10 protein-coding genes and 3 pseudogenes are annotated in these 17869 nt (G+C 69.5%); 8 read left to right on the top strand and 5 right to left on the bottom strand.

Features of this window, described 5'->3' with window-relative positions; genetic code table 11:
* Positions 1–167 precede the first annotated feature (167 nt).
* On the top strand, positions 168–1178 hold the full coding sequence (locus tag ACF1GV_RS17520) for a hypothetical protein (RefSeq protein ID WP_391681311.1): 1011 nt from the start codon (positions 168–170) through the stop codon (positions 1176–1178).
* A 416-nt stretch (positions 1179–1594) separates the two neighbouring features.
* Here ACF1GV_RS17520 and ACF1GV_RS17525 read toward each other — a convergent pair.
* A pseudogene (locus ACF1GV_RS17525) lies at positions 1595–1729 on the bottom strand (VOC family protein); the annotation flags it as partial.
* 202 nt (positions 1730–1931) lie between these two features.
* Positions 1932–2300 (bottom strand): annotated as a pseudogene (locus ACF1GV_RS17530) (TetR/AcrR family transcriptional regulator); the annotation flags it as partial.
* A 5-nt stretch (positions 2301–2305) separates the two neighbouring features.
* Between ACF1GV_RS17530 and ACF1GV_RS17535 the strand changes: the two are divergent.
* Positions 2306–2875: pseudogene (locus ACF1GV_RS17535) on the top strand (zinc-binding dehydrogenase); the annotation flags it as partial.
* 222 nt (positions 2876–3097) lie between these two features.
* Here ACF1GV_RS17535 and ACF1GV_RS17540 read toward each other — a convergent pair.
* The 3 genes from ACF1GV_RS17540 to ACF1GV_RS17550 all read right to left on the bottom strand — a co-directional run bounded on the left by ACF1GV_RS17540 (position 3098) and on the right by ACF1GV_RS17550 (position 10448).
* Positions 3098–3913 (bottom strand): leucyl/phenylalanyl-tRNA--protein transferase, encoded by an 816-nt coding sequence (locus ACF1GV_RS17540; protein ID WP_391681313.1) that lies wholly within the window; start codon positions 3911–3913, stop codon positions 3098–3100.
* Positions 3907–7185, bottom strand: a complete 3279-nt coding sequence (locus ACF1GV_RS17545) for an amino acid adenylation domain-containing protein (RefSeq protein WP_391681316.1) — start codon at positions 7183–7185, stop codon at positions 3907–3909. Before ACF1GV_RS17545 ends, ACF1GV_RS17540 begins: the two co-directional genes overlap by 7 nt.
* 89 nt (positions 7186–7274) lie before the next feature.
* Positions 7275–10448: a putative bifunctional diguanylate cyclase/phosphodiesterase gene (locus tag ACF1GV_RS17550; protein ID WP_391681319.1), complete on the bottom strand. Its 3174-nt coding sequence runs from the start codon at positions 10446–10448 to the stop codon at positions 7275–7277.
* Positions 10449–10862: 414 nt separating this feature from the next.
* On the opposite strand from ACF1GV_RS17550, the gene ACF1GV_RS17555 reads away from it, so the two are divergent.
* The 6 genes from ACF1GV_RS17555 (at position 10863) to ACF1GV_RS17580 (ending at position 17856) form a co-directional block, all read left to right on the top strand.
* Positions 10863–12053, top strand: a complete 1191-nt coding sequence (locus ACF1GV_RS17555) for an MFS transporter (RefSeq protein WP_391681322.1) — start codon at positions 10863–10865, stop codon at positions 12051–12053.
* A 377-nt stretch (positions 12054–12430) separates the two neighbouring features.
* Positions 12431–12802 (top strand): response regulator transcription factor, encoded by a 372-nt coding sequence (locus ACF1GV_RS17560; RefSeq protein ID WP_391681324.1) that lies wholly within the window; start codon positions 12431–12433, stop codon positions 12800–12802.
* Positions 12803–12807: 5 nt separating this feature from the next.
* The gene (locus ACF1GV_RS17565; RefSeq protein ID WP_363263072.1) at positions 12808–13182 is read left to right on the top strand and encodes a response regulator; all 375 of its coding nucleotides are present in this window, start codon (positions 12808–12810) and stop codon (positions 13180–13182) included.
* Positions 13179–14279 (top strand): HEAT repeat domain-containing protein, encoded by a 1101-nt coding sequence (locus ACF1GV_RS17570; protein ID WP_391681326.1) that lies wholly within the window; start codon positions 13179–13181, stop codon positions 14277–14279. The genes ACF1GV_RS17565 and ACF1GV_RS17570 overlap by 4 nt, the downstream gene beginning before the upstream one ends.
* Complete coding sequence (locus ACF1GV_RS17575; RefSeq protein ID WP_391681328.1) at positions 14276–15763, top strand: glycosyltransferase; 1488 nt, start codon at positions 14276–14278, stop codon at positions 15761–15763. The genes ACF1GV_RS17570 and ACF1GV_RS17575 overlap by 4 nt, the downstream gene beginning before the upstream one ends.
* Positions 15760–17856, top strand: coding sequence for an ATP-binding protein (locus ACF1GV_RS17580; protein WP_391681330.1), 2097 nt, complete (start codon positions 15760–15762; stop codon positions 17854–17856). The genes ACF1GV_RS17575 and ACF1GV_RS17580 overlap by 4 nt, the downstream gene beginning before the upstream one ends.
* Positions 17857–17869 lie beyond the last annotated feature (13 nt).

A 17869-nucleotide genomic window follows, 5' to 3' on the forward strand; every position in this document is an offset into this window, starting at 1 on the left:
GCCCAGCCCGTCGCAGCCGAGTTACCACGCCGGTTCAGTGTCACGGCACACTGGTCCCAGCGTGCGGGAACGGCGTCCCGCCTGCCACCCTTCCCCTTCAGAGGGCATACTGCCGTCACCCCCCACTTGTACGTTGTGCCGTTCTTTGTGGAGGGATTCGCCCAACCATGACATTCCTTGTCATCGCCGGCCTGCTGTTGCTCTGGTACTGGCTCGGGTACGCCCTCCTGCCGATGCGATGGCAGAACGGCTACCTTGCCGGCCCTGATGCCGCATTGCAGCGAGCGTGCAGAGCTGCTGCCCGGGGGCAATGGGAGCCCGCTGCCCGGATTTTCGAGAACGCCGGCCAGGACTGGGAGCGTCGCTCCCTGTATGCCCTGCGGTTGGGACACGTCGCTGCCAGGAAGAGTGACCGTTGGCTGAATGCATGGATCGAGGCCCGGCCCGGCGACCCTGACGCCGCCCTGGTGACCGCGCGCGCCAGGGTTTTGCACGCGTGGAAGCTGCGCGGCAAGGCGCGTGCGCAGTACACCTCGCAGAGCCAGTTCGATGCATTTCATCGGGAACTGCTCGCCTCGCGGGACGACATCGAACGGGCCCTGACCCTTCACCCTGACGATCCCACCCCGCTCGTCGCGGAAATCTGGCGGACTCTGGGACTCGGCCATCCCCACTCGGACATGCACGCGTTGTGGTCCGAGATCACGGCCCGGGCGCCGCATCACTTCGAAGCGCACAGCAGTGCCCTTCAGTACTGGACCGCGAAATGGCGGGGCTCGAAGACGCTTGCGCGGGAGTTCGCCGAGAAGGCGGCCGCTGGTGCGCCGGCGGGCAGCTTGCTGGCCGCCCTGCCCGTCATTGCCTGGTTTGAGAACTACGCGGACGAGACGGGCGACGCCGGATTTCGCAATCCCCGAGTACGTGCACTGGTGGACACGGCGCTTGCCGACGCAGCGCTCGCCGACCCGGACCATCCGAGGCTTCCGGAAGTACGTCACCTGCTGGCGTACTTCCTGTACCGGCAGGGCCGATACAGGTTGGCCAGGGAGCAGTTTCGCCAAGTCGACGGCTTCACTGACGCACTCCCGTGGCGGTACTGGCCCGTGAAATCGCTCTACTACCGAGCAATCCGCACGAAGACGGCCCGCAAGGCACTGACGGAATGCCGGCCTCGTTGATCACCGAGGTTCGATGGCACGCACTCAAATCAGGACAGCCGGCAAGGAGGTGCCAGTGATGGCTTGGTGGTGGTTCGAGCCTTCGGTGCGGAATCCAGCATGCCAAGGTCGTCGTCTGTGAGAGGGGAGCGGTCGGCGTAGCGGCCGAGGGCCAGCGCGCCGAGGAGCTGTCGGCAGGCGCGTACGGGGGCGACCATGGCGGCAGACCGGTCAGGCCGCCGACCGGCAGAGGGCCGGGATCACGGTGCACGACGCCACCCCTGCGCAGGCGGCCCTCGTCGTCGGGCAGGTCGACCACGCACCAGTCGGCCAACTGGGGCACCAGGATGCGGCGACTGGCGCGCCGTCCGCAAGGGCCTCTGAGCGGCCCTTCGCCGCCTCTCGGCGCTCTGGCGGCCGGTGTGTCTACCTGGATGCGGGAACTCGAGGATCACCAGGTGACTCCCGTCGCCGCCCTCGACCCTGCCCAGCTCGACGTAGCCCAGCGCGGTGCAGAAATCGCGCGAGCGGTCCAGGTCGGTGACGCGGCAGGCGGCGAAGAGTGTCTTCAGGCCTCCTTGGACCGGCGTACTCGGCAGCGGAGGTGCGTGACGTCCCGGTCCTCGAGCCGGCCCTGCACACAGTTGCACGGGTAGCGGTGGGAAGCTGCAGGTCGCCTCAAGGGGCCACCCGGACTCCGGCACGGTCCCGTCCCTCTCACCGTCTGAGGCGCTGCTACGCCGCCGCGGTGCGGGTTCCCTCCCGGCCCCGGATTCATGGCGTGTCGGGCGAGTGGGTGAGCTGCAGGCGTGGTGCCGGCGGCAGCGGCGTAGGTGCTCCCGTCTCGGGAGCGGCGCGGAACGCTTCGATCACGTAGGCGGCGAAGCGGCGGGAGGCTGTGATCCGGGCGGTACATGGCGTGTCTTGGAGGCCCCGGTGGGCCATGAGCATGAGGATCAGGTCGTCGACGACGAAGCCGGGGCGCAGCCGGCCGGTCTTTTGGGCGCGGCGGGCCAGTTCGCCGACAGCGTGCCACGCCCGCTCCCGGTCGGCGGCGAAGTCCATGGCCTCGGGGAAGGCCGTCATGAACGCGTCGGCGAACCCCAGGCTGTGCGCGTGGAGTTCGCAGATCCGCTCGATCAGGTTTTGGGCAGCCGCCGGCGGACTTCGGCATGCGGTTGATGGACGCCTTCCGCAGGTCGTTGTCGTTCGCCACGTTCAGCTCCGACACCGTGCCCGGCGCTGACCGGCAGGCCGTGCGGTCGTCCCAGTTCGCCCGCGCTGCGGCCCGCGTCCGCGAGCTCGCCCTGGGCGGTGTGGACGCCGTCTTCGACCACGTCGGCGGCCGCAGCATCGTCGACTCCTGGTGCCTGCTCGCGCCCGGTGGCGCGCTCATCTCCTACGGCAGTGCCTCCACGCGGGACGACCAGGGTTCCAAGCAGTGGCCCGTGCTCAAACTGCTCGGCCGCGTGTGGTTGTGGAACGCGCTGCCCAACCGCCGCCGCGCCTATTTCTTCAACGTCTGGGCGGGGCGGACCCTCAGCCGCAACCGCTTCCGGGCCCGCCTGCGTGCCGACCTCACCGAGGTGTTCGAAGCGCTCGGACGCGGCGAGATCACCGCACAGATCGCCGCCGAGCTGCCGCTCACCCGGGTCGCCGAGGCAATGCGGCTGGCCGAATCCGGCACCGTCGCCGGAAAGGTCGTCCTGCGCGCCTGACGATGGGTCACGAAACCCTGCGCGCCTGCGCATTGCGCCGGCCCGCACCATCCCCTGATCCCGTGGGCCGTCCTGGTGCGAAGACGTTCGAGAGAGCGGAACCGGTACGGCATCCACTACGGCGTGCTGCTCGGACGCACCTACGCCGACCTCCACCCTGGCCGGCTGCGCACCATGGTCCTCACCCTCAAGGCTCAGCTTTTGGGCGAGTCCGACGGCGGGTCAGTGAGTTGCGGGACCGTCCGCTGAGCATGTGTCCGCAGGCTGGGCGAGGCGGCTGGCGGGCAAGGTGACGGCAGGCATCGGGAGGCCGTCCCGCGGCGTGCTGCGCAGGAGACGCACGTACTCCTGCCGGGTCAGGAGAGCGCCACCCATGCTGCGGACGAGCGGGCTGTCCCGCTGAGCGTCGAGCAGCACGCCACCGGCCTGTGCGAAGCGCACCGCGAGGTCGGTCACTGCCACTTTCGAGGCACCGGGACGGCGGAAGAACATCGAGTCCATGCTGAAAACCGGTCCGATCAGCAGGCCGAAGACCCCACCGACGAGATCGCCGTCCTCCCACACCTCGACGCTGTGCGCATGACCCAGATCATGCAAGCGGACCAGGCTGGTGATCAGCTCATCGGTGAGCCACTGAGGCACACGGTCCGTTCGGCATTCGCGTACCACCCGCTCGAAGCCAAGGTCCAGGCTGGTCCACCACGGCAGCCGATTGCGCAACCGCCGGGCGAGGCTCCGGCTCAGATGCATGGCGGAGACAGGCAGCACCGGCCTGGGGTCGGGCGACCACCACGAGACTGCGTAGGGGTCGGCCGATTCATCCCCCACGAGCGGGATGCGGCCCTCCTCGACCTGATCGCCGTAGACCACCTCGTTGAGGGCGCGGGCGTACTCGTCGGGTGCCGGGAAGGGGTAGTACCCGGCGCGGTAGGCCGCCAGGAGACTGGTGTGAGACAGGTCGGCACAGAAGGCCGCCGGACCGTCGGGTGGCGCTTTCCCTACATCCAGCGCCTCCCAGCTGGGGCATCGGTTCACCACCGCGTCGATCCTTGTTCGCGCTTCGTCACCGGCCGGAGGTACTCCGCATGCTGGAGGAAGTCGATGTGGAGGTCGAGCATCTCCGCGTCGACGGGCATGATGTCCATGCGGGCGTCCGCCAGGGCCTGCTCGGCGTTGCAACTGGTGAACTCCGGGAAGACGCCCCGGAAGTACATCTCGCTCACGGTGATGTCGGCGCGGGCGCACCGGTCGACGAAGAGCGGGACGAACGGCGTGATCGGGTCTGTGGGGTGCACGGCCGCGTACGCCACCAGAGCGCCGATCCACTCCGCGTACGGGAGCACCTGGATGGGATGACCCTGCTCACGCAGGCGTTCGGCGAGTGAATCCAGCAGTACGGGCCGGGGATTGGTGAGGTGGTAGACCTGACCACGAGCCGGACAGCGGGTGGATATGTGGCCGAGCGCGCGAGTGAAGAGGTCGGCCGGCAGGAAATCCAGCGGAAGCGGGACGTCGGGGCACAGCCCGGTCCGCGCGATGAAGCCGATGAGAGCGGCCATCTCGCTGCTGGTGTTCATCACACCGCTTCCGCTTCTGCCTGTGATGTCCATCAGGCGGTAGATGGCGACCGGCAGGCCCGCGTCGGCCGCCTTCCGCAACAGCGCCTCGGCGACCCACTTGGTCTCCACGTAGCCCACCGACAGATACTCCGGGAAGCCCAGCGGCGTGCTCTCCGTCACCTCGCGTACCCCGGCGGGCCCGAATCCGGCCAGCACCGCCATGCTGGAGGTGAAGTGCAGGGGGACGGCCCGGCCGGCGGCGAGGCGGATGATCTCGTAGGTGCCATCGACATTGGCCGCGCGCAAGTCGTGGTACGGATAGATGAAGTTGACCTGGCCGCCGAAGTGGTAGATGGCGTCGATGGCCGATCCCAGCTCCTCGAACCGGTCGGGTGACAGGCCCAGGAGCGGCTTGCCCAGGTCCCCGACGACCGGTTGGACGCGCCCTCCACCAGGCAGGTCGCTGCACACGAACCGCTCATGGCTCGCACGCAGCCGCTCCATGCCGTGCTGCTCGTCGGAGGCCCGGACCAGGCACATGATCCGCCCCGTCGTCCTGCGCAGCAGCTCGTCGATCATGTACGCACCGCAGAATCCCGTCGCGCCGGTGAGGAGGACGTCGCCGGGGCGCGCGGAGGTGGGAGCCGGTCCTTCGACGCCGATCGCCGGAATGCGCCGATCGGTCTCGGCGGCGAAGTCGACGCTGCCGCCGCCCAGGCGGGCCAGTGTACCTGCACGTGCCTGGCGCACGGACTCGGCGAATGCCTCGAGCGTCGGATGCCGCAGCAGGGAACGGGTCAGGTCGCGGATCTGCGAGACGCCGATACCAAAAATGACGCGGGTTCGGGCGAGCATCTCCATGGCCAGCAGCGAGTTGCCGCCCAGCTCGAAGAAGTCGTCGTGCGGACGGATATTCTCCACATCCAGGATCTGGCGCCACAACTGGGCCATCCCCTGGGGCACCGGACGGTCTTCGGCGCCGGCCGTCTTCGGCGCCGCGGTCGCGGGTTCCAACGCGGCCCGGCGATCGACCTTTCCGCCGGGCGTGAGGGGCAGCTGCTCCACGGCGCGGAAGACCGCCGGGATCATGTAGCTCGGCAGGGTCTCGGCGAGTGCCGACCGAAGTCGTGCACGCAGCTCCCCCTCACCGTCGGCCACCGGCGAGGACGGCGTGTAGTACGCGACGAGGTCCCGGTCGCCGTGGTTGCGTGCCCGGGCCACCACCATCGCCTGGCCGACCTCCGGATGGGAGGCGAGGGCGGCCTCGACCTCGGCCGGATCGACGCGGAACCCGCGGATCTTCAGCTGGTCGTCGACCCGGCCCATGACCTCCAGGTTGCCGTCCTGACGCCAGCGGCCCAGGTCCCCGGTGCGGTACATGCGGTCTCCCGGGGCCAGGCCGTGCGGGTCGGGCAGGAACTGCTGCGCTGTGAGGGCGGGCTGACACCACACACCGCGCGCCAGCCCCGGGCCCCCGATGTAGATCTCGCCGCGCTCGCCCGGCCGCACCGGGTGCAGTCCGGCGTCGAGCAGATGGACGTGACTGCCTATCAGGGGCCTGCCGACCGGGGCCACGGCGGTGTCCGGCGCGGCGAGCGTCTCCTGGTTCAGGTCGCACAGCGTAGAGGTGATAGTGGTCTCGGTGAGTCCGTAGGCGTTGACGAGCCGCACACCGGGAATCCGGCGCAGAATGGCGCGGCAGTCCGCCGTGGTGACGATCTCCCCGCCGACGATGGCGAGCCTCAGCGAGGCGAGGTCCTCACCGCGGTCTGCGGAGGACAGGAGCTGCCGCCAGTAGGCGGGAGTCAGGTCGGCGACCGTGATCCCGTACTCGGGGAGGCGGGGCAGCAGGTCAGTCGGCGCCCAGGTCCGGGTTCCCGCGAGGACGAGCGTCGCGCCGCTGATCAGCGTGGCGAAAATCTGCTCCAGTGAGGTGTCGAAGCCGAGTGCCGCGGCGTGCAGCACCCGGTCACCGGGCGTCAGCTCGTACGCCCGGGCCACAGCGGTGAGGGAGTAAGCCATCGACCGGTGAGTGACCATCACGCCCTTGGGAGGGCCGGTGGATCCGGAGGTGTAGATCACGTAGGCGAGATCGTCCGGAAGGGGACCGTCCGGCGGACGAAGTCCCGTCTGTGCTTGCGGGGAAGGTCTTTTGGCATGAACGATCCGCGCCTCGCATCCGGCGAACAGCGGCGCGTGCTCGCGGCTGGTGATGACGATGCTTGAGCCGGTCTCCCCGACCAGTTGGACCATCCGCCGCCGTGGAGTCGCCGGGTCGAGGGGGAGGAACGCGCCACCGGAGTTGAGCACTGCCAGGAGTGCGACGACCAGTTCGGGCATGCGGTCGTGACACACGGTGACGACGGACTCCGCACCCACACCCCAGGTGCGCAGCTCGTGAGCCAGCTGGTCGGCGTGATCGGTCAGCTCGGCGTAGCTGAGCCGGCCCTCGTCCGAGAGGACCGCCGGAGCGGACGGCGCACGCCGCGCGCGATCCCGGACCATTTCAGGCACGGTGCTCGGTGCGGCTCCCGGAGCCAAGCGCCGGCTCCGGGCGCTCGCGGGCCGCATATCGGTCCACAGGCGATCGACCAGGCTCGCACATGATGGGGCCGGTGCCGGTCCGCCGACCTGGCGCCAACCGGCCGGAATCCGGCGATCGGCGGGCCAGATCGCGTACTGCTCCTCGTCGTTGCACAGCACGACGCACAGTGCGGCAGAGTCTGCCGGCCTTTCATCACGTTCCGTCACCTTCGGTCTCCTGCCTCGCCGGCGCCATGCGGAGCAACCCCCTGCCGCCATCGGGAGAGGGCCTCCCGCCGTCAGCGCTCGATCACCGCTCACCGTCCCTTGGCGGCCTCAGACAAGTCGGCCACTCGGCCGAGCGGCGGTGCGAGGACGAGCTGCTCCGCCTCCTCGGCTCCGATCGGCTCGGCGAAGAGGTACCCCTGTGCGAACCGGCAGCCCATGGAGATCAGCGCATCCCGTTGTCTCACGTTCTCCACTCCTTCGGCGATCACCATGAGACCAAGTGTGTCCGCGAGGTGTGTGATCCCCTCGACCAGGGCGTACTGCTCAGGCGAGCGTCCGAGTTCGTCAACGAACGATTTGTCGATCTTGAGAATCGAGATCGGGAATTCCCGCAGATAGCTGAGTGACGAGTAACCCGTTCCGAAATCATCAATCGCGATGCGGATACCAAGGTCGGTGAGCGATCTCATTTCAGCCCGGATACGTTCGTCGTTGTACATCAACACACTCTCTGTCAGTTCCAGAACCAGGGAGCGCGGTTCTATGCCGGAGAGGTCCAGGGCACGCTGGATCATCTCGCGGAAATGCTCGTCGCGGAACTGACGTGGCGACACGTTCACGCTGACGTAAGGAGCTGTGCGGCCAGACGCACCCTCACGCTGCACGGAGCCCTTCCACCGGACAGCCTCGGCGGCGGCCTGGTCGAGCACCCAGGCACCGAGCGGAACGATCTGCCCGCTCTCCTCGGCCAGCGTGATGAACTCCTCCGGCAGCACCATGCCGCGCGTGGAGTGCGGCCAGCGAACGAGCGCCTCGAAGCCGGTGATCCGCCCGCTGGCCAGCTCCACAATGGGCTGGTAGAGCACCATGAACGAGGTCTCGATCGGCGAAGTGTCCAGTCCCGCCTGCAACTTGGCGCGCTCGGCCATGCCGCTCTGCAACTCGGGGTGATAGCGGCGCCACTGCCGCTTGCCCGCCGTCTTCGCGGCGTACAGCGCGAGGTCGGCGTGTCTGAGCAGTTCGATCGAGTCGACGCTGTCCTCCGTCGTCGCGACGCCGATGCTGGCGTACGCGGTCACCGGCCCCACGCTGAGCCGGAACGGCTTGGCGAACGCGCTCGTCACGTGCTCGGTGAACCGCTCCACACCCACCGACGTGGCCGAGCCCTCCACCAGCAGGGCGAACTCGTCGCCGCCGATGCGTGCGGCGGTGTCAGAAGCCCGGACAGTGGTCTGCAGCCGGAGGGCCAGGGCGACCAGGAGTTCGTCGCCCACACTGTGGCCGTGCAGGTCGTTGACGACCTTGAAGTTGTCCACGTCCACGAAGAGCACACCGACCACTGTGCCGTCGCGCTGAGCCTGCACCAGGGCGTGGCTGACCCGGTCCTGGAAGAGCACGCGGTTGGCCAGGCCGGTCAGCGAGTCGTGGAATGCCCGGTGCGTCAGTTCGCGTTCGAGCTTGAGCTGTTCGGTCACGTCCCGCAGGGTGAGTACCACCCCGCCGACCGTGGCCTCCTCGCGCAGGTCGCTCCACCTCACCTCGACCTCGATGGTCGCCCGGTCGGCCCGGACCATGCGCCAGTGCTCGCGGTTGCCCTGGTCATCATGCCTGCGTATACGGTCGAGCGTCTCGACCACCGCGCGGCTGTCCTGCGGCGGCACCAGATCGATGAGCTGTGCGCCCTCCAGATCCGGAACGCCGAGCAGTTGGTCTGCGGAGGGGCTGGCATAACGGACCCGATCGTCTTCGTCGAGGATCAGGATGACGTCAGAGGCGTTCTGTACGAGGGTGCGGAAGTACGCCTCGCTGTGGCGCTGATTGACCTCCTCGGAGAGGGCCAGCCGCGTCACGGCAAGTGCGCTCTGCGCGGCGAGAGTTGTGAGCGTCTCACGCAATACGAGCAGGTCCCGCTCGTCCCCGGCCACGATGCACGCACCGATCAGCGGTTCACCACAGGGGTGATCCTGCGAGGCGAGCGGGCAGACCAGCGCCTGCCTGGTGCCGACCGGTTCCCCGGCCGGGTCCACGAGGCGGGCGGCGAGATCGGGCATCAGGGCGTCGAGGGGGACCAGGCGGTTCTCGCCGGATTCGGCCAGGTCCCGTACGGCTCCGGTCACCCACGCGGACACGGGAAGGCGTTCGCGGTCGCGCGTCCCGTTCAGCCAGAGGGTGTTGTCCGGCACGATGAGCAGCGCCGACGAGGCCGGACTGTGTGCCATCAGCGACGTCACCGCGGAGTGGACGGCTACGGCCACATTCTGCGTGTCACTCGCCTGGCCCAGCGCCGACACGGCGATGCGCAGCACCTTCTCTCGGCCCACCGCCTGCCGGTGGGTCGTCGCCACGCCCGCCAGGCGGTAGAGCACGAGAACGAAGAGCACCGCGGAGAACACCCCGATGACGCCGCCGTTGGCGTTCACGCCGCGCACGGCTTGCACGAGGAGGATGGTCGGCGCGATCAGCGACGCCAGGGTGAGCAGGCTCAGCCGGCCCGTGCCGGTATCGGGACGCCATTCACCCGGTTGGGTGAGCGACCGCATGGACGGATCGAGTGCGGCGGCCGCCCAGGCGCCGTACAGGACGGCCCAGCCCAAGTCGACGAGCGTGCCCGTTTTCCAAGTCCCGTTCAGCTGAATCAGGCCGTAGGCCACGTCGGAGGCGAGCAGGCCGACGGTACCGGCGGTGAGGAGCATGAGTGAGCGGCCCCTGCCGCCGCCGCCGGCGAGCAGGCGCAGCAGCATCGCCAGGACGAGGATGTCGCCGAGAGGGTAGGCCATGGAGAAGGCCTTCTGCACCCAGGTGAGTCCCTGGATGTGGCTGAACGGCTCGATGAGGAAGAGCCAGGACAGCAGGGCCAGGCCGACGGTGAGCGTCAGTGCGTCCACGAGGCTCGCTCGGTCGCGCCACCCCGTACGCCAGTGGACGAAGCCCAGCAGTCCGGCCGCGTAGAGCGGATATGCCGCGAGGTAGAACCCGTCGGCGACCGACGGAAACGGGCTTTGCTCGTGGAGAAACTGGATGTAGACGATCTGGGTGGCCTCGCCCGCGGCGAAGGCGAAGTTTCCCGTGGCGAGCAGCAGCCAGGGACGCCTGTGTGCCGGGCGGTTGAGAAAGACACCCAGGAGGATACCGACGACTCCGGCCATTCCCATGGCGACGAAGAGCAGCCGCTGTTCCGGAAAGACGTAGTACACGGCGGTCAGCGCGATGATGCATGTGCTGACGGCGACCATCGCGGCCTGGTTTCGCAGTCGCGCGTCCACCCCACTCACCTCCTGGGAACGCCATTAGTGGGCGGACCGGGGCGGGCGCACGGCGCCGAGCCACAGCGGAGAAGCCCGAGGGATCGGGCTGGTGGAGGGGAATTCTCCGGGGCCGTGAGTCGGCCCGGTCGCCTATGAACGCCCTTACCTGCATACGCGGTTGCCGGGTCTACGCGATCTCCGGTACCGGGGGCTCCTTCTTGCCGGGACATCGACATGTTCTGCCATCCACCTTACCCGGATCTTCATTTCCCGCACACGCAGGGAGAGATGCCGGGCGCCCGCACGCATCCGCACGGATTCACGTCACGTCGCGGGACACCGAGAAACGCGCGAAAATGGCGGCTGGGGAGCTGTTGAAACCGGATCGGTCCCCCGCGGCGACCATCAGCTGCTGACGAAGCATGGAGGACCATGCTTGCGGATTACCGCCGGATCTTCTCCCCTGCGGGCAGCCTGCTCTTCTGCGCTGCGGGCTTCGTCGCGCGGGTTCCGTTGTCGATGATCAGCGTCGGCATTGTCACCATGCTGTCGCAGCTCGGGAGCCAGTACCGGCTCGCCGGCTCGGTCTCCGCCACCCAGGCACTCGCCACCGCGGCGATAGGACCGCAGGTCTCCCGACTGGTCGACCGCCACGGCCAACGTCGCGTGGTCGTTCCGGCGATGGCTGTGTCGGTCGCTGCCATCTGTGGTCTCGTGCTGTGCGCCCGGTATGCCGCACCGGACTGGACGCTGTACATCGCGGCAGCTGTGGCGGGCTGCATGCCCAGTATGGGTGCGCTCGTCAGGTCCCGCTGGGCTGAGATCCACCGGGCGTCACAGCATCTGCTGCACACGGCATACTCGCTGGAGTCGCTGCTCGACGAGGTGATCTACGTCGTGGGCCCGATTCTGGCCATCACACTGTCCACCGGGGTCAGTGCCGAGGCTGGACCGCTGGCGGCCGCGGTCCTGCTTGCCGTCGGCGTCATGCTGTTCGCCGGTCAGCAGCGCACGGAACCGCCGGTACGCCCCGAGCCGCTGCGTGCGCAGGGCGGGGCACTGCGGACCCCAGGACTCGGCCTCTTGGCGCTGACGCTGACCTCGGTGGGGGCGACCTACGGTTCGGTGGAGGTCGCGACATTGGCCTTCGCAGGCGCACACCACCACAAAGCGCTCTCCGGCCTGCTGCTCGGGGCGTACGCGCTCGGGTCCTGCCTGGCGGGCATGGTCTTCGGCACGATCAGGCCGCGGCGGGAGATCACATGGCGGTTACTCATCAGTGTCTGGGTGATGGCGCTGGCGACGGCACCGTTGCTGTTCGTGCCGGGCCTGGCGGCGCTGTCGGCGATGCTCTTCGTGGCGGGCATGTGCCTCGCACCGACCCTGATCAACACCATGGAGCTGGTAAGCCGCCTTGCCCCGGCTGCTCTGCTCACTGAGAGCATCACCTGGATCGTCTCAGGCCTCTCCGTGGGGGTGGCGCTGGGCTACGCCGTGGCCGGGTGGGCGGCCGACGCGGCGGGGGCCTCGGCCGGCTACTGGGTGCCGTGCTCGGCGGCCCTGCTCGCCGCCCTTACGGTCTGCCTGGCCATGCCACGGCTGTCTCGCGCCGTGGCGCGCTGAGCTCGGCAGGTCCGGGCGGCCCCGGCCTCGACGGACAGGAGGCGAGACGGCAGCAGCGGAGGCGACCGGATGGCGGTCCGGTTCCGGCCTCTGGTGCCCGTGGGCGCGTGGCCGTCGCCCGCTTCGGCGTGCCGGTGCGCTGGGGTACGGGAGCTGCCGGGGTGGGGCGCCGTCATCAGCTCCTCGGGCTGGAGGAACGGGAAGCAGGAAGCCGGGCCTGGCACGGGGGAGTGGTCGTACCGTGCCCGGCAGCAGGAAGGCCGACCTCCCGTCAGGGGAGGCCGGCCCCGATGGGGCGGATGGGATAAATGTGGCCAAGGTGACACTTCGGCCCTACTTTTGGTGGAAGACGGTCTTGCTTAGTGGACAGGACGGTGATGGTGCCACCGCGCGTACTCGTGATCGAGGACGACCCGGACGTGAGCGCCCTGCTGGCACGGCACTTCCGCGAGCTGGGGTGCCCCGTGACCGTCGCATCTTCCGGGGAACAGGGGCTCGACCTCGCCTTCGCCGACCCTCCGGACATCGCGGTCATCGATGTGATGCTGCCCGGCATCGACGGCCGGGAGGTCATCCGCAGGCTACGGGCGGACGAGCGTACGCAGAGCTGCCATCTGGTCGTCTCCTCGGTACTCGACCCGGAGGACCTGCTCGACCTCGCGGACGCACTGCTGGCCAAGCCGTTCCGGCAGTCGTCCGTGGCCCGGCTCCTGGAGTCCTACCGGAGTTCCGTGTCACAGGAGGAGTAATGGCAATGGCCCACGTCCTGATAGCCGACGACGACGCGGACATCCGCGGACTGGTGGCGTTCAAGCTGACCCAGAGCGGTCACCGGGTCACGGCCGTGGAGGACGGCCTGGCGGCGCTGCAAGCGGCGCGCGAGGACACGGTGGACCTGGCCCTGCTCGACATACGGATGCCGGGGATGTCGGGCCTGGACGTGTGCCGGGCACTGCGCGCCGCGCCCAGGACCGCGACGCTCCCCGTCATCATGATCACCGCGCGGTCACAGGAGGGGGACGTCGAGGTCGGCTTCGCGGCGGGTGCCGACGACTACATCATCAAGCCCTTCAGCCCCCGCGAGCTGTCCAGCCGGGTCACCGCGCTGCTCAGCCGGGTGGAACGGTGATTCCCCCCGGTATCGTGCGCGGCGCGCTGCTGTGTCTGCCGGCCGTTGTCGTGACGCTGAGCCTGATGATCGTCGTCGGCCGCGGCGTCCGCGGCCGACGCCGGCACAGACGCGAACGCCTCGTGGCACCGGTGCGCGGTCTGCTGATGCAGCTGCTGTGCGCGGAGGAGGACGAGCAGAGCGAGCTGCTGAGCCTGCTTGCGGGGACCGACAGGCGGACCTGGACCGCCTTGGAGCCGAGCCTGACGGCGCTGCTGGCCAAGGTGTCCGGTGCGGCCCGTACGGCGCTGGTCCGCCTGTACGAGCTCCGGGGCGCCGCCGTGGACGCCGTCGGTGATCTGTCGAGCTTCAGCGCGGCCCGCCGGGGGCGCGCCGCGCAGGTGCTCGGTCAGCTCGGCCACCGCCCCGCGGCCGGGGCACTGTGCCGTCTGCTGGCCGACCGCGACGGCGAGGTGCGGCTGGCCGCCGCGCGCGCGCTGGGCAGGTGCGGGGATCCGGCAACCGTGCCGTACCTCCTGGAGTCCCTGCACGGACCGCGGGCCGTGTCGCCCGGAGTGGTCACCGGTGCCCTGGTCTCGCTGGGGCCGGAGGCACAGCGCAGGGTCGCGGCCGGGCTGGAGCACCCGGAACCCCTCGTCCGGGCGGTGGCGATCGAGGCGCTGGGCGCGACCGGCGCGGTCTCCCAGACATCCGTGATCGCCCGCGCGCTGCGCGAGGATCCCTCCGTAGAGGTACGGATCAAAGCGGCACGAGCGCTCGGCAGACTCGGCATGCCCGACGGCCTGGAACCTCTGCTCGCGGCCGCCGGCCGCAGCGGGCCGGCCGCCCTGCGCATCGTGGCGGTCGGCGCCCTCGGCAGTCTCGGGGCCGTCGCCGCGACAGGCCGGCTGGCCTGGCTGGTCGGCGACGCCGACCCGCACGTGGCGGCCACCGCGGCCCGCGCGCTGCTGAAGCTCGGTCCGGCAGGGCAGGCGGCGCTGCGCGCGGCGGCGGGCGACGGTCCCGGTGGACCGGCCGCCGCCCAGGCCAGGGCCGCGCTCGACGAATGGGAGGTCGGGGGTGCGCGCCACGACCTCCGGGTGGAGGTGGCGTTGTGAGCGCGGCCGGCGAGGGGATGTGGGCGGAGCTGCTCAGCGTGGTGCACACCGTGATCGCGGTGACCGACAACGCGGTGATCATCTATTTCCTGGCCATCAACACCGGTTACCTGGTACTGGTCCTCCTGGCGGTCCGCGAGTTCATCAGAAGGGCGCGCCGGGCTCGCTTCGCGGGCTACGACGACGCCGCCTCCAGCCCGTTCACCCCGCCCGTCTCGGTGCTCATGCCCGCGCACAACGAGGCGGCCGGCATCGTCGAAGCGGTACGGGCCATGCTGCTGCTGCGCTACCCGGTGTTCGAGGTCGTCATCGTCGACGACGGATCCACCGACGGCACGCTGGACGCCCTGCGGGACGCCTTCGACCTCGTCGAGGTCGACTGCGTGGTCCCCCGTGACGTCCCCGCACGCGGCGACGTCACCTCGGTCCATCTGCCCCGGGGCGGCCCGGTGCCCCTGGTGGTGGCCCGCAAGGTCAACGGCGGCAAGGCCGATGCGCTCAACGTGGGAATCAACCTGGCGCGCTATCCGCTGCTGTGCATGGTCGACGCGGACTCGATCCTCGACTCGCAGGCGCTGCTCGCCGTGGCCAAGCCGTTCAGCGACGACCCGATGCGGGTGGTCGCCACCGGCGGGGTGATCGGCCTCGCCAACGGCTGCACCGTCGTGGCCGGCCGCGTGGTCGAGCCGCACGCTCCCCCCGACCTGCTCGGACGCGTGCAGGTCGTCGAGTATCTGCGCGCCTTCTTCCTCGGCCGCACCGGATGGTCCCGGCTCGGCGGTCTGCTGATCATCGCCGGTGCCTTCGGCCTGTTCCGCAGGGACGCGGTGGTGGCGGCCGGCGGAATGGACCCGGACTGCATCGGCGAGGACGCCGAACTGGTCATCCGCCTCCACCGGCACATGCGCGAGCAGGGCCGCGACTACCGCATCGCCTTCGTCACCGAGCCGATCTCCTGGAGCGAGGCGCCCTCGCAGCGGAAGGTCCTCGCCAAGCAACGACGGCGGTGGCACCGCGGCCTGACGGAGATCCTGATCAAGCACCGCCGCATGATCGGAAACCCCGCCTACGGCCGCATCGGGTTGCTGGCCCTTCCCTTCCACGTGATCTTCGAACTGCTGGCTCCGCTGGTGGAGCTCGCGGGCCTCGTCCTGGTGCCCCTGGGCGTGCTGGTCGGCGCGGTGAACGTGGACTTTCTGTGGCACTTCCTGCTCGCGGCCTACGTCTACGCCCTCGTGGTCAGCATGGTGTCGGTCGTGGTGGAGGAGTACGCCTTCCACCGGTTCACGCAGTGGCGGGACGTCCGGGGCGTTCTCATCGGGGTGCTGGCAGAGAACATCGGATACCGCCAGCTGACGGCGTGGTGGCGGCTGCGCGGGCTGTGGGACGGGCTGCGCCGGTCCCCCCAGGAATGGGGCTCGATGACCCGCGCCGGATTCGGCTCTTCCAGTCAGGTGAGTGAGGGCGGAGGTGATCGAGCATGAACGTTTCCGGAAGGGCCGGCGCCCCGGTGGCGCGTCGGCTCGGCCTCGCGTTCGCACTGCTGACCCTGCTGATCGCGCTGTGCGGGACCGGTACGCTGACCGGCGCGCTGCTGCTGGAGAGCCGGCACGACCGTGTCACGCACCGGGTGCACCCCGCCGAGGACGAGAATCTGCGTCTGGCCAACACGGGCGTGAGCGCGCAACGTTCGATGCGCGGCTATCTGATCACAGGCGACCAGGCCGAACTCGACGCCTTCCGCATGGCCCGGGACGCCATTCCGGCGATCCTCGACGACCTTCGCGCGTACGGAGTGGTGGACGAACGTGAACTCGCGACGCAGCAGCGCCAGCTCCAAGCGTATCTGCGCGTCGCCGCGGACCAGGAGCACGCCGCCCCGAGAAGCGAGCGGGCAGCCGCGCTCACTCGTGAGGCCACTCGGCGGTTCGAGGAGTTCCAGGCCACCAACGACCGTGTGAGCAACCGACTGGCCGCTCAAGGGAATCGTCTGGAGGAGCACGCCGACACGGTGATCCGGCTCGGCGTCGCGGGCCTCGGTGTCGCGGTGGTCGCGGCCGTCGCCGTGGCCGTGTACACCTCGATGCACACCATCCGTGCCCTGACCAGACCGCTGCGGAACACCGAGCGGACGCTCGCCAGGCTCACCGCGGGGGACCACTCGGCGCGGGCCGACGAGGACGGTCCGGAGGAGATCAGGGTGGTGGCCCGGTCGGTCAACCTGCTCGCGGACGAGAGCAGTCGCCTGCGCATGGTCGAACAGGAGCGGCAGAGACTGTCGGGGGCCGCGAGGGAGACCGGCATCCGGATCAGGGACCGCCTCGACGTCGACTACGTCCTCGACACGGCGTGCCGCGGCATCGGCGAGGTTCTGGCCGCCGACTACGTCTTCATCCTGCTCGCCGAGAACGACGGTGCCGAGTTTCCCCTGGTCCGGGTGTGGTCCGCACAGCGCGGCCTGCTGTCGGAGGAGGAGGGGAGAAACATTCCCACGCTCCCGGCCGACGTGGTCCGCGACCACTACCGGCGCGGAACGGTGTGGTTGCTCACCGACATGCCCCAGTACACCTCCGAAAGCCGGCCGATCCCGGGCGCCCCCGGCTCCTTCGGGGAGACCGGCATGCCGGCCGAGAACCGCGCTGCCGCGGCGGAGCTGGGCCTGGACTCCGCAGTGGTCTTCCCCGTCGGAGTGGGCGAGGAACCGATCGGTGCGGTGGCCGTGGCCCGTACCAGCTCCGACCGCCCCTGGCGTCCGGTGGACATGGAAATCGCCGAGTCCATGGCCAGTGGTGTCGGCCGGGCGCTGCACACCGCCCTGCTGTACGAGCAGGAGTCGAGCCTGGTGGAGAAGCTGCGTGCCCTGGACAAGGCCAAGAGCGACTTCCTGTCCACCGTCTCGCACGAGCTGCGCACCCCGCTGACCAGCATCGTGGGATACATCGAGTTGCTGAAGGACGAGGACACCGGTCCCCTCAACCCGCCGCAGCTGCGCATGCTCGACATCGTCGACCGCAACGCGAACCGGCTGCGGGCATTGATCGAGGACCTGCTCACTCTGTCCCGCATCGAGTCGGGAGCGTTCACCTCCCGGAAGACGCCGGTCGACCTGTGCCGGCTGGTGGCATCGGCGGCCGACGCGATGAGGCCGGCCGCCGATGCCGCCTCGGTCTCACTGGAGACCACGTACCCCGAGCAGCCGCTTGTCCTGCACGCGGACGGCGACCAGCTCGACCGGGTCCTGATCAACCTGCTGTCCAACGCGGTGAAGTTCACCCCCGGCGGAGGCAAGGTGAGCCTCCGTACCGACCAGCGGGACGGGGAGGCGGTCCTGAGCGTCAGCGACACCGGCATCGGCATCCCCGCGGCCGAGCAGGAGAAGCTCTTCCAGCGGTTTTTCCGCGCCTCGAACGCCACCGACCAGGCCATCCCGGGAACCGGTCTCGGGCTGACCATCGTGCACACGATCGTCGCCAACCACGGCGGGCGGACTGAGGTGCACTCCGAAGAGGGCCGGGGCACCACGATCACCGCCTTCCTGCCGCTCGCCGGCACGGACCACGCGGAGGGCGCCTCCTGAACGGCGTTGCGGT

It is taken from the genome of Streptomyces sp. NPDC014006 (assembly GCF_043088925.1).
GTDB lineage: Bacteria > Actinomycetota > Actinomycetes > Streptomycetales > Streptomycetaceae > Streptomyces.